The organism is Rhodospirillales bacterium (genome assembly GCA_016699855.1).
Lineage (GTDB): Bacteria > Pseudomonadota > Alphaproteobacteria > Reyranellales > Reyranellaceae.
Genome location: CP064988.1, coordinates 4,401,117 through 4,417,801, shown reverse-complemented (window position 1 = coordinate 4,417,801; position 16,685 = coordinate 4,401,117). Strand labels below are relative to the sequence as shown.

11 protein-coding genes and 1 pseudogene are annotated in these 16,685 nt (G+C 72.5%); 10 read left to right on the top strand and 2 right to left on the bottom strand.

Features of this window, described 5'->3' with window-relative positions:
• Window positions 1–309: 309 nt before the first annotated feature.
• The 4 genes from IPK81_20865 to IPK81_20850 all read left to right on the top strand — a co-directional run bounded on the left by IPK81_20865 (window position 310) and on the right by IPK81_20850 (window position 4,991).
• Complete coding sequence (locus IPK81_20865; GenBank protein QQS11954.1) at window positions 310–1,065, top strand: glucose 1-dehydrogenase; 756 nt, start codon at window positions 310–312, stop codon at window positions 1,063–1,065.
• A 317-nt stretch (window positions 1,066–1,382) separates the two neighbouring features.
• Complete coding sequence (locus IPK81_20860) at window positions 1,383–2,399, top strand: histone deacetylase family protein (GenBank protein QQS11953.1); 1,017 nt, start codon at window positions 1,383–1,385, stop codon at window positions 2,397–2,399.
• A 50-nt stretch (window positions 2,400–2,449) separates the two neighbouring features.
• On the top strand, window positions 2,450–3,634 hold the full coding sequence (locus tag IPK81_20855) for an acyl-CoA dehydrogenase family protein (GenBank protein ID QQS11952.1): 1,185 nt from the start codon (window positions 2,450–2,452) through the stop codon (window positions 3,632–3,634).
• 406 nt (window positions 3,635–4,040) lie between these two features.
• Complete coding sequence (locus tag IPK81_20850; GenBank protein QQS11951.1) at window positions 4,041–4,991, top strand: IS110 family transposase; 951 nt, start codon at window positions 4,041–4,043, stop codon at window positions 4,989–4,991.
• Window positions 4,992–5,071: 80 nt separating this feature from the next.
• Here the strand turns inward: IPK81_20850 and IPK81_20845 are convergent, their stop codons facing one another.
• Complete coding sequence (locus IPK81_20845; protein ID QQS11950.1) at window positions 5,072–5,914, bottom strand: MBL fold metallo-hydrolase; 843 nt, start codon at window positions 5,912–5,914, stop codon at window positions 5,072–5,074.
• Window positions 5,915–6,143: 229 nt separating this feature from the next.
• Between IPK81_20845 and IPK81_20840 the strand changes: the two genes are divergently transcribed.
• The 3 genes and pseudogenes from IPK81_20840 to IPK81_20830 all read left to right on the top strand — a co-directional run bounded on the left by IPK81_20840 (window position 6,144) and on the right by IPK81_20830 (window position 12,004).
• Entirely contained in the window at window positions 6,144–7,064 is a 921-nt protein-coding gene (locus tag IPK81_20840; protein ID QQS11949.1) for a damage-inducible mutagenesis protein, read from the top strand.
• A gap of 13 nt (window positions 7,065–7,077) precedes the next feature.
• A complete protein-coding gene (locus IPK81_20835; GenBank protein ID QQS15198.1) occupies window positions 7,078–8,709 on the top strand; it encodes a DNA polymerase Y family protein in 1,632 nt (543 codons plus the stop codon).
• A 32-nt stretch (window positions 8,710–8,741) separates the two neighbouring features.
• Window positions 8,742–12,004 (top strand): annotated as a pseudogene (locus tag IPK81_20830) (error-prone DNA polymerase).
• Between the two features lie 232 nt (window positions 12,005–12,236).
• Here the strand turns inward: IPK81_20830 and IPK81_20825 are convergent.
• On the bottom strand, window positions 12,237–13,097 hold the full coding sequence (locus IPK81_20825) for an ATP-binding protein (GenBank protein QQS11948.1): 861 nt from the start codon (window positions 13,095–13,097) through the stop codon (window positions 12,237–12,239).
• A gap of 206 nt (window positions 13,098–13,303) precedes the next feature.
• On the opposite strand from IPK81_20825, the gene yajC reads away from it, so the two are divergent.
• From yajC to secF, 3 genes are all read left to right on the top strand, one after another.
• Window positions 13,304–13,738 carry a preprotein translocase subunit YajC gene (gene yajC / locus IPK81_20820; protein ID QQS11947.1) on the top strand — a complete coding sequence of 145 codons (435 nt, stop codon included), beginning with the start codon at window positions 13,304–13,306 and terminating at the stop codon, window positions 13,736–13,738.
• A 69-nt stretch (window positions 13,739–13,807) separates the two neighbouring features.
• Entirely contained in the window at window positions 13,808–15,475 is a 1,668-nt protein-coding gene (gene secD, locus IPK81_20815) for a protein translocase subunit SecD (protein QQS11946.1), read from the top strand.
• Window positions 15,476–15,482: 7 nt separating this feature from the next.
• Window positions 15,483–16,661 carry a protein translocase subunit SecF gene (gene secF, locus IPK81_20810; GenBank protein QQS11945.1) on the top strand — a complete coding sequence of 393 codons (1,179 nt, stop codon included), beginning with the start codon at window positions 15,483–15,485 and terminating at the stop codon, window positions 16,659–16,661.
• Window positions 16,662–16,685 lie beyond the last annotated feature (24 nt).

Here is a 16,685-nt window from a genome sequence, read left to right as displayed (position 1 = left end):
GGCCCGCCTAGACTGGCGGCGGGAGGACGGTTCGGGTTCGCCGGCGCTATTCTCCCTCTCCGCCCGCTTGCGGGGGGAGAGGGAAGGGGCCCGCGCGCAGCGCGGGAAGGGTGAGGTGGGTCGCGGTGGATTCGCGGAAGCGCGATATCGGCGCACGTCGCTCTTCCAATCGACGGCGCGACCGATACGACGACCACCTCACCCTCCCACGCCTTCGGCGCGGGCCCCGCCCTCTCCCCCGCTTGCGGGCGGAGAGGGAGTATGAGGGCGGGTCGATTTGAGCGGAGCGATAGCGAGGGGATGGCGGGAATGAAACTCAAGGACCGCGTCGCGGTCATCACCGGCGGCGGCTCGGGCATCGGCCGCGCCACGGCCGGGCTGTTCGCCCGCGAGGGCGCGCGGCTGGTGCTGGTCGACCGCGACGTCGCGGCGCTGGCCGACACGAAGGCCGCGCTGGGCGACGCCGATTGCCGGACCATCGCCTGCGACGTCACCGACGAGCCGATGGCGCGGCAGATCGTCGACGAGGCGACCGCGGCGTGGGGCGGCGTCGACATCCTCGTGACCGCCGCCGGCATCTCGCGCGGCCAGCCCGCCGCGACGACGGCGCTGGAGGACTGGAACGCCGTCATGGCGGTCAACGCCACCGGCACCTTCCTGTGGATCCGCGAATGCCTGCGGCCGATGGTGGCGCGCGGCGGCGGCAGCATCGTGACGGTGGCCTCGCAGCTCGCGCGCGCCGGCGGCCGCGGCAACGCCGCCTACATCGCGTCCAAGGGCGCCGTGGCGGCGCTGACCTACACCACGGCGCTGGACTACGCCGACCAGGGCATCCGCTGCAACGCCGTGCTGCCGGGCGCGACCGAGACGCCGCTGCTGAAGCGCTCCTTCGCGCGCCAGCCCGACCCCGCCGCCGCCCGCGAACGCTCCCGCGCGCGCCACCCGATGGGCCGCCTCGGCGCGCCGGAGGAGATCGCCGCGGCGATCCTGTTCCTCGCCAGCGACGAGTCGTCGTGGATCACCGGCGTCGAGCTGCCCGTCGACGGCGGCTGGCTCGCGGGGTGATGATGAATTCCCTCTCCGCCCCGTCAGCGGGGGAGAGGGCGGGGCCCATCGCGAAGCGATGGAGGGTGAGGTGGTCGTGGTATCGAAGAAGATGTTGAAGGAGAATCGACCGCGATCGATATCGAACATCACATACGCAGCCAACACCACCTCACCCTCCCCATGCTTCGCATGGGTCCCCTCCCTCTCCCCCACTCTGGCGCCGCAGACGGCGCCGACGTGGCGGAGAGGGCTGAAAACACTCCCTCTCGCCCCCTCAGGCGCCGAAGACAGCGCCGATGCCGCTGAGAGGGCTGACAACCGACGAAAGCCCGACCATGAAGATCGCCTACTCCGCCGCGCACGCCGCCCACGATCCGTCGTTCTTCCTCGTGCGCGGGCAGCGGCGGGACAGCGCCGAGCAGCCGGCGCGGGCCGACATTCTGCTGGCGGCGGCCAAGGGCGCCGGCCACGACATCTTCGCGCCGCGCGATTTCGGACTCGGGCCGGTCGCCGCGATCCACTCGCCGGAATACCTCGACTTCCTGCGCACGGCGCAGCGGGAATGGATGAAGCTCGACGGCGCCGCGGCCGAGGTGATCCCCAACGTCCACCCCGCGCGCCGCCACGCCAGCTATCCGCGCAGCATCGTCGGCCGCGCCGGCTGGCACCAGGTCGACACCGCCTGCCCGATCGGCCCCGGCACCTGGGACGGCGCGCTGGCCGCGACGCAGGTGGCGCTGACGGCGGCGCAGTTCATCCTCGACGGCGACCGCATCGCCTACGCGCTGTGCCGCCCGCCCGGCCACCACGCCTACGCCGACATGGCGGGCGGTTTCTGCTTCCTCAACAACACCGCGATCGCCGCCCAGCATCTGCGCCAGCGCCATCAGCGGGTGGCGATCCTCGATATCGACGTGCACCACGGCAACGGCACGCAGGGCATCTTCTACGGCCGGCCCGACGTGCTGACGGTGTCGATCCACGCCGATCCGCTCGACTACTACCCCTATTTCTGGGGCCACGCCCACGAACGCGGCGAGGGCGCCGGCGAGGGCTTCAACCTCAACCTGCCGCTGCCGCTGGGCACCGGCGACGATGTCTGGCTGGCGACCGCCCAGCGCGCGCTGGAGCGCATCCGTGCCTTCGCGCCCGGCGCGCTGGTGGTGGCGCTGGGGCTCGATGCGTCGGAAAGCGACCCGCTTCAGGGGCTGCGCATCACCACGGCCGGCTTCGGCCGCATGGCGGCGCTGATCGCCTCGCTGCGCCTCCCGACGCTGCTGGTGCAGGAGGGCGGGTATCTCGGGCCGGAGCTGGGGGAGAATCTTGCGGCGTTCCTCGACGGGTCGACTTGAGTCGCCCACGCGCGCGTGACTCGGTCGCGCGTCACGGCTAGCGTTCCGGCGTGGACGACCATTCCGCGATCACCTCGGCTCTCGATCCGCTCGCCCGCGCCCGCGCGTTGGCGCCCGCTTTGCGCGCGGCCGCCGACGAGATCGAGCGCACGCGGCGCATCCCCGAGCCGCTGCTGACGGCGCTGCACGAGTCCGGGATCTTCCGCCTGCTGCTGCCGCGCTCGCTGGGCGGCGGCGAGGTCGAGCCCTGGGTCTATCTCGCCGCCGTCGAGGAGGTGGCGCGCCACGACGGCTCGGTGGCGTGGAACGTCTTCGTCGGCAACAGCTCGGCGCTGATCGCGCCGTTCATCCCCGCGGAGAGCGCGGCGGCGGTCTACGGCGATCCCCGCGCGCTGATCGCGTGGGGGCCGCCGAATTCCTGCCGGGCGCGCGCCGCGCCGGGCGGCTACCGCGTCGAGGGGCGCTGGGATTTCGCCTCGGGGTGCCGGCAGGCCAGTTGGATGGGCGCGCATTGCCTCGTGGTCGAGGAGGACGGATCGCTGCGCCTGAACGCCGCCGGCCGGCCGACGGTGCGCACGCTGCTGTTCCCGGTGGCGCGGGCCGAGCTGCTCGACACCTGGAACACGATCGGCCTGCGCGGCACGGCCAGCGACTCCTACGTGGTGCGCGACGTGTTCGTGACCGAGGCGTTCAGCGGCACCCGCGAGGATCCGTCGCTGCGGCGCGAGCCCGGCCGGCTCTACGCCTTCACCATGCACGGGCTCTACGCCGTCGGCGTCGCCGGCGTCGCGTTCGGGCTGGCGCGGGCCATGCTCGACGCCTTCGTGGAACTGGCCGCCCACAAGACGCCGCGCTATCTCGGGCGGCTGGCCGACGGCGCCGTGGTCCAGGCCGACGTGGCGCGGATGGAGGCGCGGCTGGGCGCGGCGCGGGCCTATCTGGTCGAGACCTTGACGTCGATCTGGGAGAGCGCGACGCCGGGCGGGCCGGTGATCGACACGCCTTCCCGCGCCCGCGTGCGGCTGGCCTGCGCCCACGCCATCGAGACGTCGGAGAGGGTGGCGGAGCGCGTCTACAAGGCGGCCGGCACCGACGCGATCTTCATCGGCTCGCCGTTCGAGCGCCGCTTTCGCGACATGCGCACGCTGTCGCAGCAGATCCAGTCCCGCGCCGCGCATTTCGAGGCCGTCGGCGAGATCCTGCTGGGCATCGAGCCGAAGGGGGTTTTCTACTGAGGATGCGGTTTTCTCCTTCTCCGCCGCGCAGCGGGGAAGAAGGAAGGGGCCCGTCACGCGCAGCGTGATGGGAAGGATGAGGTGGTCGTCGTGAAGGTGGTGGGCGGTCGATAGCGGTGTACTGCCATCGCTTCCGGCATCACCTTCTATGCGCGCACCACCTCACCCTCCCCATCGCTTCGCGATGGGTCCCCTTGCGTAAGCGCGAGCGGTTAGGATGAGGGCGTTCCGCGAGGAATGCCCAGGGCCGGGTGGCCACCCGGCCCTGGGCGGTTCGACCGTCGGATCGTTGGTCCCGGGAATCGTGACGGATCGCGAGGGAGCCGGATCGCGGACGAACCACTTCATCGAGGCCCGGATGGTTGCCCGAACAACCTGGTTCGCACGCAAGGCAGGGACGACGAAGATGGCCGAACATAGCACGCCTGTCGCCGGCATCGACACCGGCAAGACCTGGCTCGACATCGCGCTGTGGCCGGACGGCGCCACATGGCGGGTGCCCAACACCGCCGAGGGCCACCGCGCGCTGCGCGAACGGCTGGCCGGCCTCGGCGTCCGGCGCGCCGGCATCGAGGCGTCGGGCGGCTACGAGAGGGCGGTGGCGGCGGCGCTGCGCGGAGCCGGCGTCGAGGTCGCCGTCCTGCAGCCCGGCCAGGTCCGCGCCTTCGCCGCCTACAAGCTGCGCCGGGCCAAGAACGACCGGATCGACGCCGCCCTGATCGCCGGGTGCGCCGCCGGTCTCGCCGGCGTGCGCGCCGCGCCCGATCCGAGGATGGCGCCCCTCGCCGAGCATCTTCTCTTCATCGAGCAGATCGAGGACGACCTGCGCCAGACCCGCTGCCGCCTCGAGCGCTTCGCCGCCCGGCGCCTGCGCGCCGGCCTCGAGCGCGACGTCCAGCGCCTCGAGCGCCGCCGCGACGCCGAGCTGGCGCTGCTGCTCAAGACCGTCCGCGCCGAGGCCGACCTCGCCCGCCGCCTCGACCTCGTCGCCAGCGTCGACGGCGTCGGCATCCGCACCGCGCTGACCCTGGTCGTGCTCATGCCCGAGCTCGGCGCGCTGTCGCGCGAGCAGGCCGCCGCGCTCGCCGGCCTCGCCCCGTTCGACCGCGACTCCGGCACCCTGCGCGGCGAGCGACACATCGCCGGCGGACGCGGCCGCGTGCGCAAGGCCCTGTTCAACGCCGCCCTGCCGGCCGCCTTCAGGTGGAACGACAACCTCGTGCCGGTCTACAAGACGCTCGTCGCCAAGGGCAAACCTCACAAGAAGGCCCTCGTCGCCTGCGCCCGCAAGCTCGTCATCTTCGTCAACGCCGTCCTCGCCAGAGGCACCCCGTGGACCAAGCAGATCCCGGTTTGATTAATGGTTGCTCCCTCTCCCCCACTACGTGGCGGAGAGGGCGAAATACGCATGACTTCAATGCGGCGGAGAGGGAGTTTCTAATCCCCGCCGCTGCCGGCCAGCGCGACGATCCTCGGCTTCTCGGGCAGCGTCTTCTTCGACACGTCGATGGTGCGGGTGTCGGGCCAGACGAGGTCGTGGTCGTCGGCCAGCAGCTCGGTGAAGCGGTCGAACTGGTGGCGGCCCCAGTAGTGCATCGGCAGCACGATGCGCGGCTGGATCTGGCGCACGACGTCGGCCATCAGCCCCTGCCCCATCGTGTAGTTGCCGTCGATCGGCACCATCAGCACGTCGATGCGGCCCAGCGCCTCGAGATGGTCGGGGTTGAGGCGGTGGTGCAGGTGGCCGAGATGGGCGATGCACAGATCGCCGATCTGGAAGGCGAAGATCGAGTTGCCGTTGCGCCGCACGCCGCCATAGTCCCGGGCGTTGGTCGGCACGTTCCACACCTTGATGTCGCGCCACTCGATGGCGTGGACCGCGTCGTGGTCGGCGTCGGGCCAGCCGCGCAGCGCGTGCGTCACGCCCGGCTCGATCTCGTCGCTGTAGTGCGTGGTGTGGGCGTTGTTCATGGTGACGATGTCCGGCCGCCGCCCGTAGCCGTTGACGCCGTTGTAGTCGGTGATGACGCGCACGCCCGTCGGCGTCTCGATCTGGAAGCTGGCGTGGCCGACGAAGGTGATGCGCGCCTCGCTGGCAATCGCGGTCTGCGCCAGGCGGCCCTCGCCGAACGAGGCGCGCACGATGCGCGGCGAGGTTCCGTCGGCGAGGTTCTTGGAGCATTTCGCCCACGTCATCGCCGGCGCCAGCAGACCGAGGATCGCGGCGGCGGCCAAGGCCAGGCGCGCGGCGGGCCGGCGGAGGGAAACGGCGGCGGTCATGGCGGACCTCCCGGGTCGAAGCGGTCTGGGCGGTGTGGATCGTCCAAGCAATTATCCAGCCAGCCCGCTGATGGTCTGTCGAGGGGCCGGCGATGACTTTCCGGGGAGCGCCACCGCGCCCGGCCTGATTCATCCTGTGAATATCCATTGACTCTCATGCTTGGAATGAATAGAACAAATCAAGAACATCAATCACCCACAATCCGGTTCGAGCCGCCCCGAGGAAACGATGAGCGTCGTTTTCCCCAAAGCCTTCACCTCCCCCGACGCCACGGCCGGCGACGCCCGGCGCGGCGGGGCTTTCGCGAGCGAGCCGGTGCTGGTGCTGGACCGCGCGCCCGGCGCCGAGCGTCTGGTGGCGCTGCGCGAGCAGGTGCGCCGGCTGGAGCGCGACGACGGCAACGCGCCCGGCGCCACGGCCGTGCCCACCGGCGTGCCGGAGATCGACGCGACGCTGCCCGGCGGCGGTCTGGCGACCGGCGCGCTGCACGAGGTGCTGGCCGGCGGTCCTCCGGGGCACGACGGCGCGGCGCTGGCCTTCGCGGCGCGGCTGCTGGGCCGCTTCGACGCGGCGCGCGCGGCGCGCGGCGCGGCCGGGCCGGTGCTGTGGTGCCGCCGCCCCACCGGCGTGTTCGACGCGCCGCCCTACGCGCCGGCGCTGGCGCCGTTCATCGATCCGGCGCGGCTGATCGTGGTCGCGGCGCGCGGCGCCGACGACGTGGCGTGGGCGATGGAGGAGGGTCTGCGCTGCCGCGGCTTGTGCGCCGTGCTGGGCGAGATCGCCGACGCCGACCTGGTCGCCACGCGCCGCCTGCAGCTCGCCGCCGAGAAGAGCGGCGTGCCGGCGCTGCTGCTGCGCGTGGCCGGCCACCGGCGGGTGGACGCCCCCGGCGCCACGTCGGCCGTGACGCGCTGGCGCGTGTCGCCCCGCCCCTCCGCCCCGAGCCTCGACGCCGACGGCCGCGCCACGCGCGACATCGGCGCGCCGCGCTGGCGGATCGAATTGACGCGCAACCGCTTCGGCGATCCGGCGCGCGCCGACATCCCGACCTGGACCGTGGAGTGGAACGATGAAACGGGTGATCTCGCTGTGGTTCCCGAGGCTGTCGACCGACCGCTTGGCGCGGCGGGCCAAAGACTGGTCGGCTAGGCCGGCCGCGACCATCGCCTTCCACCAGGGCGGCCCGCGCATCGCCGCCGTCAATCCGCCGGCGCGCGAGGCCGGGCTGCGGCCGGCGCAGCGTCTGGCCGACGCCCGCGCGCTGGTGCCCGATCTGGTCACCACGCACGCCGATCCGGCCGCGGATCTACACCTGCTCGAGACCCTGGCCGGCTGGTGCGAGCGCTACACGCCGTGGGTTGCGATCGATCCGCTGGGCGGCGCGCTGGTCGATTCCGGGATCGCGCGCGACCCGCTGGCGGCCGCGGTCGACGACGCCGCGACCGCGACCTTCGGCGGCGACGCCGGGCTGTTCCTCGACGTCACGGGCTGCGGCCATCTGTTCGGCGCCGGCATCGAGGGCGAGCGCGCCATGCTGGCCGATCTGACGACGCGGCTGGCCAAGCACGGCTTCACCGCGCGCGCCGCGATGGCCGACACGCCGGGCGCCGCCTGGGCGCTGGCGCGCTTCGCCGAGCGGCAGGCCGACCTTCTCTCGCCGCCGGCGGCGCATCGCGGCCTGGTGTCGGCGCTGCCGGTCGAGGCGCTGCGGCTCGACGCGGCGGCGGCCGAGACGCTGCGCCGGCTCGGGCTACGCCGCGCCGGCGATCTCTACGGCCTGCCGCGGGCGCCGCTGGCGCGGCGCTTCGGCGAGGGTCTGGCGCGCCGTCTCGACCAGGCGCTGGGGCTGCTCGACGAGCCGATCCAGCCGCGCGTGCCGGCGCCGGCCTTCCGCACCCGCCTCGCCTTCGTCGAGCCGGTCGGCCGGCCCGAGGACATCGCCGCCGCCGCCTCGCGCCTGCTGGCGGCGCTGTGCGGCCAGTTCGAGAAGGCCGGCGTCGGCGCGCGGCGGCTGGAGATCCGCCTGTTCCGGGTCGACGGCACGGTCGACCGCGCCGCCATCGGCACCGGCCGGCCCAGCCGCGACAACCCGCATCTGATGAAGCTGTTCGAGGAGCCGCTCTCGACGCTCGATCCCGGCTTCGGCGTCGAGCTGATGATGCTGTCGGCGGCGGTGGTCGAGCCGTTCGTCCCCGAGCAGGCGGCGATGCCCGTCGCGGCGGCAACCGTCGCGGCGGCGGCGCGCGGCGGCGCGTTCGATCTCGCCGACGCGCCGGCCGCCGGCGCGCGCGACGTCGACGACGGCGCCGTGACGCGGCTGGTCGACCGGCTGGCGCAGCGCGTCGGCGCCGGCAACGTCGTGCGTCTGGCGCCGGCCGCCAGCCATCTGCCGGAACGCGCCGTGGCCCTGGTGGCGGCCGGCCGGCCGGCGGCGCGTCCCGGAACATGGGCGCGGGTCGCGGGATTGAAGGGCGCGCGGCCGACGCGGCTGCTGTCGCGGCCGGAGCCGATCGACGTGACGGCGCCGGTGCCGGACGATCCGCCGCTGCTGTTCCGCTGGCGCGGCGCCGCGCGTCGCGTGGCGCGGGCCGAGGGGCCGGAGCGGCTGGTCGACGAATGGTGGCGCGACGCGGCGTCGGCCGACGAGGCGCGCGCGGCGCCGGCGGCGCGCGACTACTACCGCGTCGAGGACGACGACGGGCACCGCTTCTGGGTCTACCGCGACGGCCCGTTCAACCGGATCGCCGGCACCGGCGCCACCGCGCGCTGGTACCTGCACGGTTTCTGCGCCTGAGACGGCGGCGTCGGTGGACCATGGCGCGCCCCATGACGCGCTACGCCGAGCTGCAGGTCACCACCAACTACAGCTTCCTGCGCGGCGGCTCGCATCCGGGGGAGCTGGTGGCGCGCGCCGCCGCGCTGGGGCTGTCGGCCGTCGCGGTGACCGACCGCGGCACGCTGGCGGGGATCGTGCGCGCGCACGTCGCCGCCAAGGAGGCCGGCATCCCGCTGGTGGTCGGCGCGCGGATCGACACGCGCGACGGGATCTCCGCCCTGCTCTATCCGACCGACCGCGCCGCCTACGGCCGGCTGTCGCGCCTGCTGAGCGCGGGGGCGCGGCGCGGCGCCAAGGATAGATGCGACCTGACGCGCGAGGACCTCGCGGCCCACGCCGACGGGCTGGTCGCCATCGCGCTGCCGCCGCGCGATCCCGCCGCGCAGGCCTTCGCCGATGCGCTGCGCTTCTGCGCCGACATCTACGGCCGGCGGCGCTTCATCGCCGCCACGGTCCTGGCGCGCGGCGACGACCAGCGGCGGCTGGCGCGGCTGGAGGCGGTGGCGCGCGCGCACGGCGCGCCGCTGGTCGCCACCAACGACGCGCACTACCACGCGCCGGAGCGCCGCCCGCTGCAGGACGTGCTGACGGCGATCCGCTCGGGATGCACCGTCGACCGGCTGGGCTGGCGCCGCTTCGCCAACGCCGAGCGGCACCTGAAGCCGCCGCAGGAGATGGCGCGGCTGTTCGCGCGCCATCCCGGCACCGTCGAACGGAGCGTCGAGATCGCCGGGGCGTGCCGCTTCTCGCTCGACCAGCTGACCTACCGCTATCCGGTCGAGCGCGCCGACGGCGAGCCGCCGCAGGCGCGGCTGGAGCGGCTGGCGCTGGCCGGCGCGGCGGCGCGGTGGCCCGGCGGCGTGCCCGACAGGCACGTGGCGCAGCTGCGCCACGAGTTCGCGCTGATCGCCGAGCTCGGTTACGCGCCGTATTTCCTCACCGTCCACGAGATCGTCGAGTTCGCCCGCTCGCGCGGCATCCTCTGCCAGGGCCGCGGCTCGGCCGCCAACTCGCTGGTCTGCTACTGCCTCGGCGTCACGGCGGTCGATCCCGACAAGATCAAGCTGCTGTTCGCGCGTTTCATCTCCAGCGCCCGCGGCGAGCCGCCCGACATCGACGTCGATTTCGAGCACGAGCGGCGCGAGGAGGTGATCCAGTGGATCTACAAGACGTGGACGCGCGAGCGCGCGGCGCTGGCCGCGACGGTGATCGCCTACCGCAGCCGCAGCGCCATCCGCGACGTCGGCAAGGCGCTGGGCCTGTCGCCCGACACGCTGGGCGTGATGGCCGACACGGTGTGGGGCAGCGGCGGCGACGGCGTGCGCGACGACCACGTGCGCGCCGCCGGCCTCGATCCCGGCGACCGGCGCGTGGCCATGGCGCTCGACCTGTCGCGCGAGCTGATCGGCTTCCCGCGCCACCTCTCGCAGCATGTCGGCGGCTTCGTCGTCACCGCCGACCGGCTCGACGAGCTGGTGCCCATCCGCGACGCGGCGATGGAGGACCGCACCACGGTCGAGTGGGACAAGGACGACCTCGACGCGCTGAAGATCCTGAAGGTCGACGTGCTGGCGCTGGGCATGCTGACCTGCATCCGCAAGGGCCTCGACCTGTCGCGGCGCACCACGGCGTGCGCCACACGCTCGCCTCGATCCCCCAGGACGACAAGGAGGTCTACGACATGCTGTCGCGCGGCGACTCGCTGGGCGTGTTCCAGGTCGAGAGCCGGGCGCAGATGTCGATGCTGCCGCGCCTGAGGCCGCGGTGCTTCTACGATCTCGTCATCCAGGTGGCGATCGTGCGGCCCGGCCCGATCCAGGGCGACATGGTGCATCCCTACCTGCGCCGCCGCGACGGGCTGGAGCCCGTCGTCTACCCCTCCGCCGAGCTCGAGGCGGTCCTGGAGCGGACGCTGGGCGTGCCGCTGTTCCAGGAGCAGGCGATGAGCATCGCCATCGTCGCCGCCGGCTTCTCGGCCGACGACGCCGACCGCCTGCGCCGCGCCATGGCGACGTTCCGGCACACCGGCAAGGTGAGCGGGTTCCACGACCGCATGATCGAGGGCATGGTCGGGAACGGCTACGAGCGCGATTTCGCCGAGCGCTGCTTCAAGCAGATCGAGGGGTTCGGCGAGTACGGCTTCCCCGAGAGCCACGCCGCCAGCTTCGCGTCGCTGGTCTACGTCTCGTCGTGGATCAAGCGCCACCATCCCGCCGCCTTCGCCTGCGCCCTGCTCAACAGCCAGCCGATGGGCTTCTACGCGCCGGCGCAGATCGTGCGCGACGCGCGCGAGCACGGCGTCGTGGTCCTGCCGCCCGACGTGAACCGGAGCGACTGGGACAACACGCTGGAGGGTGGCGGCGGCGGACGCGGGCCGGCGCTGCGGCTGGGTCTGCGGCAGATCGCGGGCGCGTCGGAGGACGAGATGACGCGCCTCGCCGCGCGGCGCGGCGGTGGCTACCGCGACGTGGCCGACGTCTGGCGTCGCGGCGGCCTGTCGCGCCGGCAGATCGAGATCCTGGCGCGCGCCGATGCCTTCGCGTCGCTCGACCTGTCGCCGCGCGACGCGTTGTGGGCCTCGCGCGGCCTGCGCGACGAGCGCCTGCCGCTGTTCGACGCGCCGCCGGCCGCCATGGACCGCGCGCCGGAGGATGGACCGAGCGGGCGGGGCTCCCCCGTCATCCCGAGCGCAGCGAGGGATCTTGAGGCGGCGGAAAGATCCCTCGCTGCGCTCGGGATGACGGGGCGGAACGTCAAGATGACGGAGCGGAAGAGCGTCCCCGCACCATCGGAGCCAGCGCCAAGCGCCGCCGGTGTCGAGCCCGCCGTCGTCCTGCCCGGCCTGACCCTGGGCGAGCGCATCGTCGACGACTACGCCAGCCTGCGCCTGTCGCTGCGCGGCCATCCGCTGTCGCTGCTGCGCGGCGAGCTTTCCCGCCGCGGCGTCGGCCGCAACGACGCGCTGGCCACGCTGCCGGTGAACCGGCGCGTGTCGGTGTCGGGTCTGGTGCTGGTGCGCCAGCGGCCGGGCAGCGCCAAGGGCGTCGTCTTCGCCACGATCGAGGACGAGAGCGGGATCGCCAACGCCATCGTCTGGCCGGCGGTGTTCGACGCCTTCCGCCGCGTCGTGATGACCGCGCGCCTGCTGCGCGTCGACGGCCGCCTGCAGCGCGAGAGCGGCGTGATCCACGTCGTCGCCGAGCGGCTGGTCGACCTGTCGTTCCTGCTCGACCGGGTCGCCGATCTCGACGGCGCCGACGGCGACGGCCGAAGGCTGGCGCCGCCGAACGCGGCGCAGGGCCTGCGCCACCGCGCCCGCGACATCGTCATCCCGCTATCGCGCGCCGACGCCGCCAAACACGGCGCCGCCGGATCGCGCGACGGCGAATACCGCGAGCCACCGCCGGCGCCCGCCGCGCGTCCCGCCGCCGGCGCCGCCATCCCCGTCCGATCGCGCGACTTCCACTGAGACGGCGGCCGGCGCCTCAATCGAGGCGGCGGCCCAGCCGGCCGGCGAGATCCTGGATGTACTGCCAGGCGACGCGGCCGGAACGCGAGCCGCGCGTCACCGACCACTCGACCGCCTCCTTGCGCAGCGTCTCCGGATCGATCTCCAGACGGTAGCGCCGCACGTAGCCCTCGATCATCGCGAAGTAGGTCGGCTGGTCGGCGTTGTGGAACCCCAGCCACAGGCCGAAGCGGTCGCTGAGCGACACCTTCTCCTCGACCGCCTCGCCGGGATTGATCGCCGTCGAGCGCTCGTTGTCGATCATGTCGCGCGGCATCAGGTGCCGGCGGTTCGACGTGGCGTAGAACAACACGTTGTCCGGCCGGCCCTCGACGCCGCCCTCGAGCACCGCCTTCAGCGACTTGTAGGCCGCGTCCTGGCCGTCGAAGCTGAGATCGTCGCAGAACAGGATGAAGCGCCGGCCGGCTCCCCGCAGCACGCCCATCAGCGCCGGCAGCGAGGGAATGTCCTCGCGGTGGATCTCGACCAGCGCGAGCGGCGCCGGGCTGCCGCCCAGCTCGGCGTTGATCGCGGCGTGCGCCGCCTTGACGATCGAGCTCTTGCCGCAGCCCCGGGCGCCCCATAGCAGCGCGTTGTTGGCCGGGAAGCCGCGCGCGAAGCGCCGGGTGTTGTCGAGCAGGATCTCCTTCTGCCGGTCGATGCCGCGCAGCAGGTCGATGTCGACGCGGCTGACCTCGGGCACCGCCTCGAGGCGTCCATCGGCGTGCCAGACGAAGGCGTCGGCCGCCCCGGGGTCGAGCGGCGGCCGCGCCGGCGGCGCCAGCCGGTCGAGGGCGTCGGCGATGCGCCGCAGCAGCGGTTCGAGCGAATCGGTCATGGAGCGAAGTCCGGCGCGGGCTGTCGAAAGAGGCGGCAACCTATCCATAAAGCCTTGTCCGGCAAAGCGGATTCGCCCTCCGTGACATCGGCGACGCGGCCCCCCATATGCGTTGCAATGCGGGGGCGCACGGGTATATTCCGCCGTTCTTTACCGCCCCGCCGACCGGCCGGGGCCAAATCGAATCCACGAAACAGGAGCGCGGCATGTTCATTTCGGAGGCGCACGCCCAGACGGGTGGCGGCGGCGGCCTTGGGGGACTCGAGCAGATTCTGCCGCTGATCCTGATCTTCGGCGTCTTCTACTTCCTGTTGATCCGTCCGCAGCAGAAGAAGATGAGGGAGCAGCGCGAGCTGATCGCCAGCGTCAAGCGCGGCGACCGCGTGGTCACGCAGGGCGGCATCATCGGCCTCGTCACCCGCGTCATCGGCGAGCAGGAGCTGCAGGTGGAGATCGCCGAGGGCGTGCGCGTGCGCATCATCAAGTCGACCGTGGCCAGCATCCTGGCGCGCAACGAATCCGTGCGCGGCGCCAAGGACGACGACGCCGACGTCAAGCCGATGATCGAGACCAAGCCGTCGGACGCCCCGGTGGCCCGCGGCGGATTGCTCGGCGGCCTGTTCGGCCGCAAGAAGGACTAGCGCGCGGCGGGCGCGGAACCCCGCGCCCGCGTCGAACCGGCGCCTGGACGCCGCGAGGCCACGAATAGCATGCTGCAACTTCCTCGCTGGCAGAACTGGACGATCATCGGCGTCACGCTGGTGTCGATCCTCCTGTCGTTGCCCAACATCATCCCGGCCGCGATCGGCCGCTACCTGCCGGACTGGTACGCCGGCGGCGTGGTCAATCTCGGACTCGACCTGCGCGGCGGCGTCCACCTCGTCTTCGACGTCGACATGCGCGGCGTGGTGCGCCAGCGCATGTCGGACATCGCCGACAGCCTGCGGCCGGAGTTCCGCAAGGCGCAGGTGACGCCGCGCGACATCGTCTCCGAGGCCGCCTCGGTGACGGTCACACTGCGCGACGCCGCCGACGCGCCGAAGGCGGTGGCGGCGATCCGCAACGTCGAGGGCGGCATCCTGCTGGTCACGACCGTGACCCCGACCACGCTGCGGATCGAGTATCCGCCGGCCGAGCTGGCGCGGCGCAAGCAGCAGATCCTCGACCAGTCGATCGAGGTCGTGCGCAAGCGCATCGATTCGACCGGCACCAAGGAACCGACGATCCAGCGCCAGGGCGACGAACGCATACTCGTCCAGGTGCCCGGCATCGAGGATCCGGACGCGCTCATCCGCATCGTCAGCACCACGGCGCAGATGCGCTTCCACCTGCTCGACGAGTCCGTCCCGCCCGGCGCCGCCACGACGCCGCCGACGGTGATGTGGCGCCCGGACGCCGACCGGCCGGGCCCGCGCGAGGCGTGGGAGCGCTTCATCGTCGACCCAGAGATCGTCAAGCGGAAGCTGGAGCCGAAGGACAAGGCCGAGGCGTTCTGCCGCGCCCAGCCGCTCAACTGCCTGCCGGTGCGCAAGCGCGTCGTGGTCGGCGGCGAGGACCTGACCGACGCCCAGGGCACGTTCGATCCGCAGAACAGCCGGCCGATCGTGCGCTTCTCGTTCACGCCGACCGGCGGCCGCGCCTTCTGCCGCGTCACCACCGACAACGTCGGCGTGCGCCTGGCCATCCTGCTGGACGAGGCGGTGATCAGCGCCCCCAACATCCAGCAGCCGATCTGCGGCGGCAGCGGCATCATCACCGGCCAGTTCACGCCGGAATCGACCAGCGCGCTGGCCCTGCAGCTGCGTTCCGGCGCCCTGCCCGCCACGCTGACGGTGATCGAGCGGCGCACCGTCGGCGCCGACCTGGGCGCCGACGCGATCCGCGCCGGCACGATCGCGGCGTTCGTCGGCACGGCGCTGGTCGTGCTGTTCATGTTCCTCTGCTACGGCCCCATCTTCGGCGGCTTCGCCAACCTGGCGATGCTGGTGAACCTCCTGATGGTGCTGGCGGGCATGTCGGTGCTGGGCGCGTCGCTGACGTTGCCGGGGATCGCCGGGCTCGTGCTCACGGTCGGCATGGCGGTCGATTCCAACGTGCTGATCTACGAACGCGTGCGCGAGGAGCAGGCGCTGGGCCGGTCGCCGATCAACGCGCTGGCGGCGGGCTACGAAAAGGCGATGTCGTCGATCGTCGACGCCAACCTGACGGCGCTGATCGCCGGCGTGCTGATGTTCGGGTTCGGGTCGGGACCGATCAAGGGCTTCGCCGTGACCCTCTCGCTCGGCCTGCTCACGTCGATGTTCAGCGCCACGATCTTCACCCGCATGGTGCTCGGGCTGTGGCTGCGCTGGCGCCGCCCCAAAGAACTCGTGATCTGAGGGCGCCATGTACAAGCCTTTCCGCATCATCGCGGGCAAGACGAACTTCGACTTCCTCGGCAAGCGCGCCGCGGCGCTGATCCTGTCGACGGCCGTGAACATCGTCGCGCTCGCTCTGGTGTTCGTCGTCGGCCTCAATTTCGGCATCGATTTCCGCGGCGGCATCGCCATCGAGGCCAAGTCGCGCGCCGGCGACGCCGATATCGCGGACATGCGCCGCATCGGCGGCGATCTCGGCGTCGGCGAGGTGTCGCTGCAGGAATTCGGCTCGAAGGACGTCGTGCTGATCCGCATCCAGCGCCAGGACGGCGGGGCGGCCTGCGTCGCGAGCGCCGGCAAGCTGCTCACTAAACGCATGGGCGCGGGCTGGAGTCTGAAGCCGGCGGCCAACGCCGCGTCGGGCGATCTCGAGCTCACCGCGCCGGCGACGCTGACGTCCGACACCGCCAGGAGCGCCGCCGCGGCGATCGGCCTGCAGGACAACCTCGTCAAGGCCGGCCCGTCGCCCGCCAAGGTGGCGATGGAGCGGGACCAGCGCGAGGAATGGTGCCAGCAGGTCGCCATCTTGGTGGCGCGCGACGCCTTCGACGCGAAGTACGAGTTCCGCCGCACCGAATCGGTCGGCCCGAAGATCGGCTCGGAGCTGCTCAGCACCGGCATCTGGGCGATCGGCCTGACGCTGCTGTCGATCGCGGCCTATGTCTGGTTCCGCTTCGAATGGCAGTTCGGCGTGGCCGCCCTGATCGCGCTGGTGCACGACGTCGTCACCACGCTGGGCATGTTCGCGGTCACGCAGCTCGATTTCGGCCTCACGGCGCTGGCCGCCGTGCTGACGATCGCCGGCTACTCGATCAACGACACCGTCGTGGTGTTCGACCGGGTGCGCGAGAACCTGCGGCGCTACAAGAAGCTGACGCTGATCGAGCTGCTCAACGTCAGCGTCAACGAGACGCTGTCGCGCACGCTGATGACGTCGGGCACGGTGTTCCTCGCCGTGCTGGCGCTGGTGGTCTTCGGCGGACCGGTCCTCTACAGCTTCTCCGTCGCGATGCTGTGGGGCGTCGTGGTCGGCACCTACTCGTCGATCTGGATCGCCTGCGCGAGCCTCGTCTACTTGAAGTTCCGGCCCGACCGCGTGCTCGAGAAGGCCGAGGCCGCCGCCTCCGACGCCACCGCGCGTCCGTGACGCCGGTCGCGACGGCGCGGCGAC

Coding starts and splice junctions, on each gene's coding strand:
- IPK81_20865 (QQS11954.1), top strand. CDS start 310: ATGAAACTCAAGGACCGCGTCGCGGTCATCACCGGCGGCGGCTCGGGC.
- IPK81_20825 (QQS11948.1), bottom strand. CDS start 13,097: ATGACCGATTCGCTCGAACCGCTGCTGCGGCGCATCGCCGACGCCCTC.
- secF (QQS11945.1), top strand. CDS start 15,483: ATGTACAAGCCTTTCCGCATCATCGCGGGCAAGACGAACTTCGACTTC.
- IPK81_20845 (QQS11950.1), bottom strand. CDS start 5,914: ATGACCGCCGCCGTTTCCCTCCGCCGGCCCGCCGCGCGCCTGGCCTTG.
- yajC (QQS11947.1), top strand. CDS start 13,304: ATGTTCATTTCGGAGGCGCACGCCCAGACGGGTGGCGGCGGCGGCCTT.
- secD (QQS11946.1), top strand. CDS start 13,808: ATGCTGCAACTTCCTCGCTGGCAGAACTGGACGATCATCGGCGTCACG.
- IPK81_20860 (QQS11953.1), top strand. CDS start 1,383: ATGAAGATCGCCTACTCCGCCGCGCACGCCGCCCACGATCCGTCGTTC.
- IPK81_20840 (QQS11949.1), top strand. CDS start 6,144: ATGAGCGTCGTTTTCCCCAAAGCCTTCACCTCCCCCGACGCCACGGCC.
- IPK81_20850 (QQS11951.1), top strand. CDS start 4,041: ATGGCCGAACATAGCACGCCTGTCGCCGGCATCGACACCGGCAAGACC.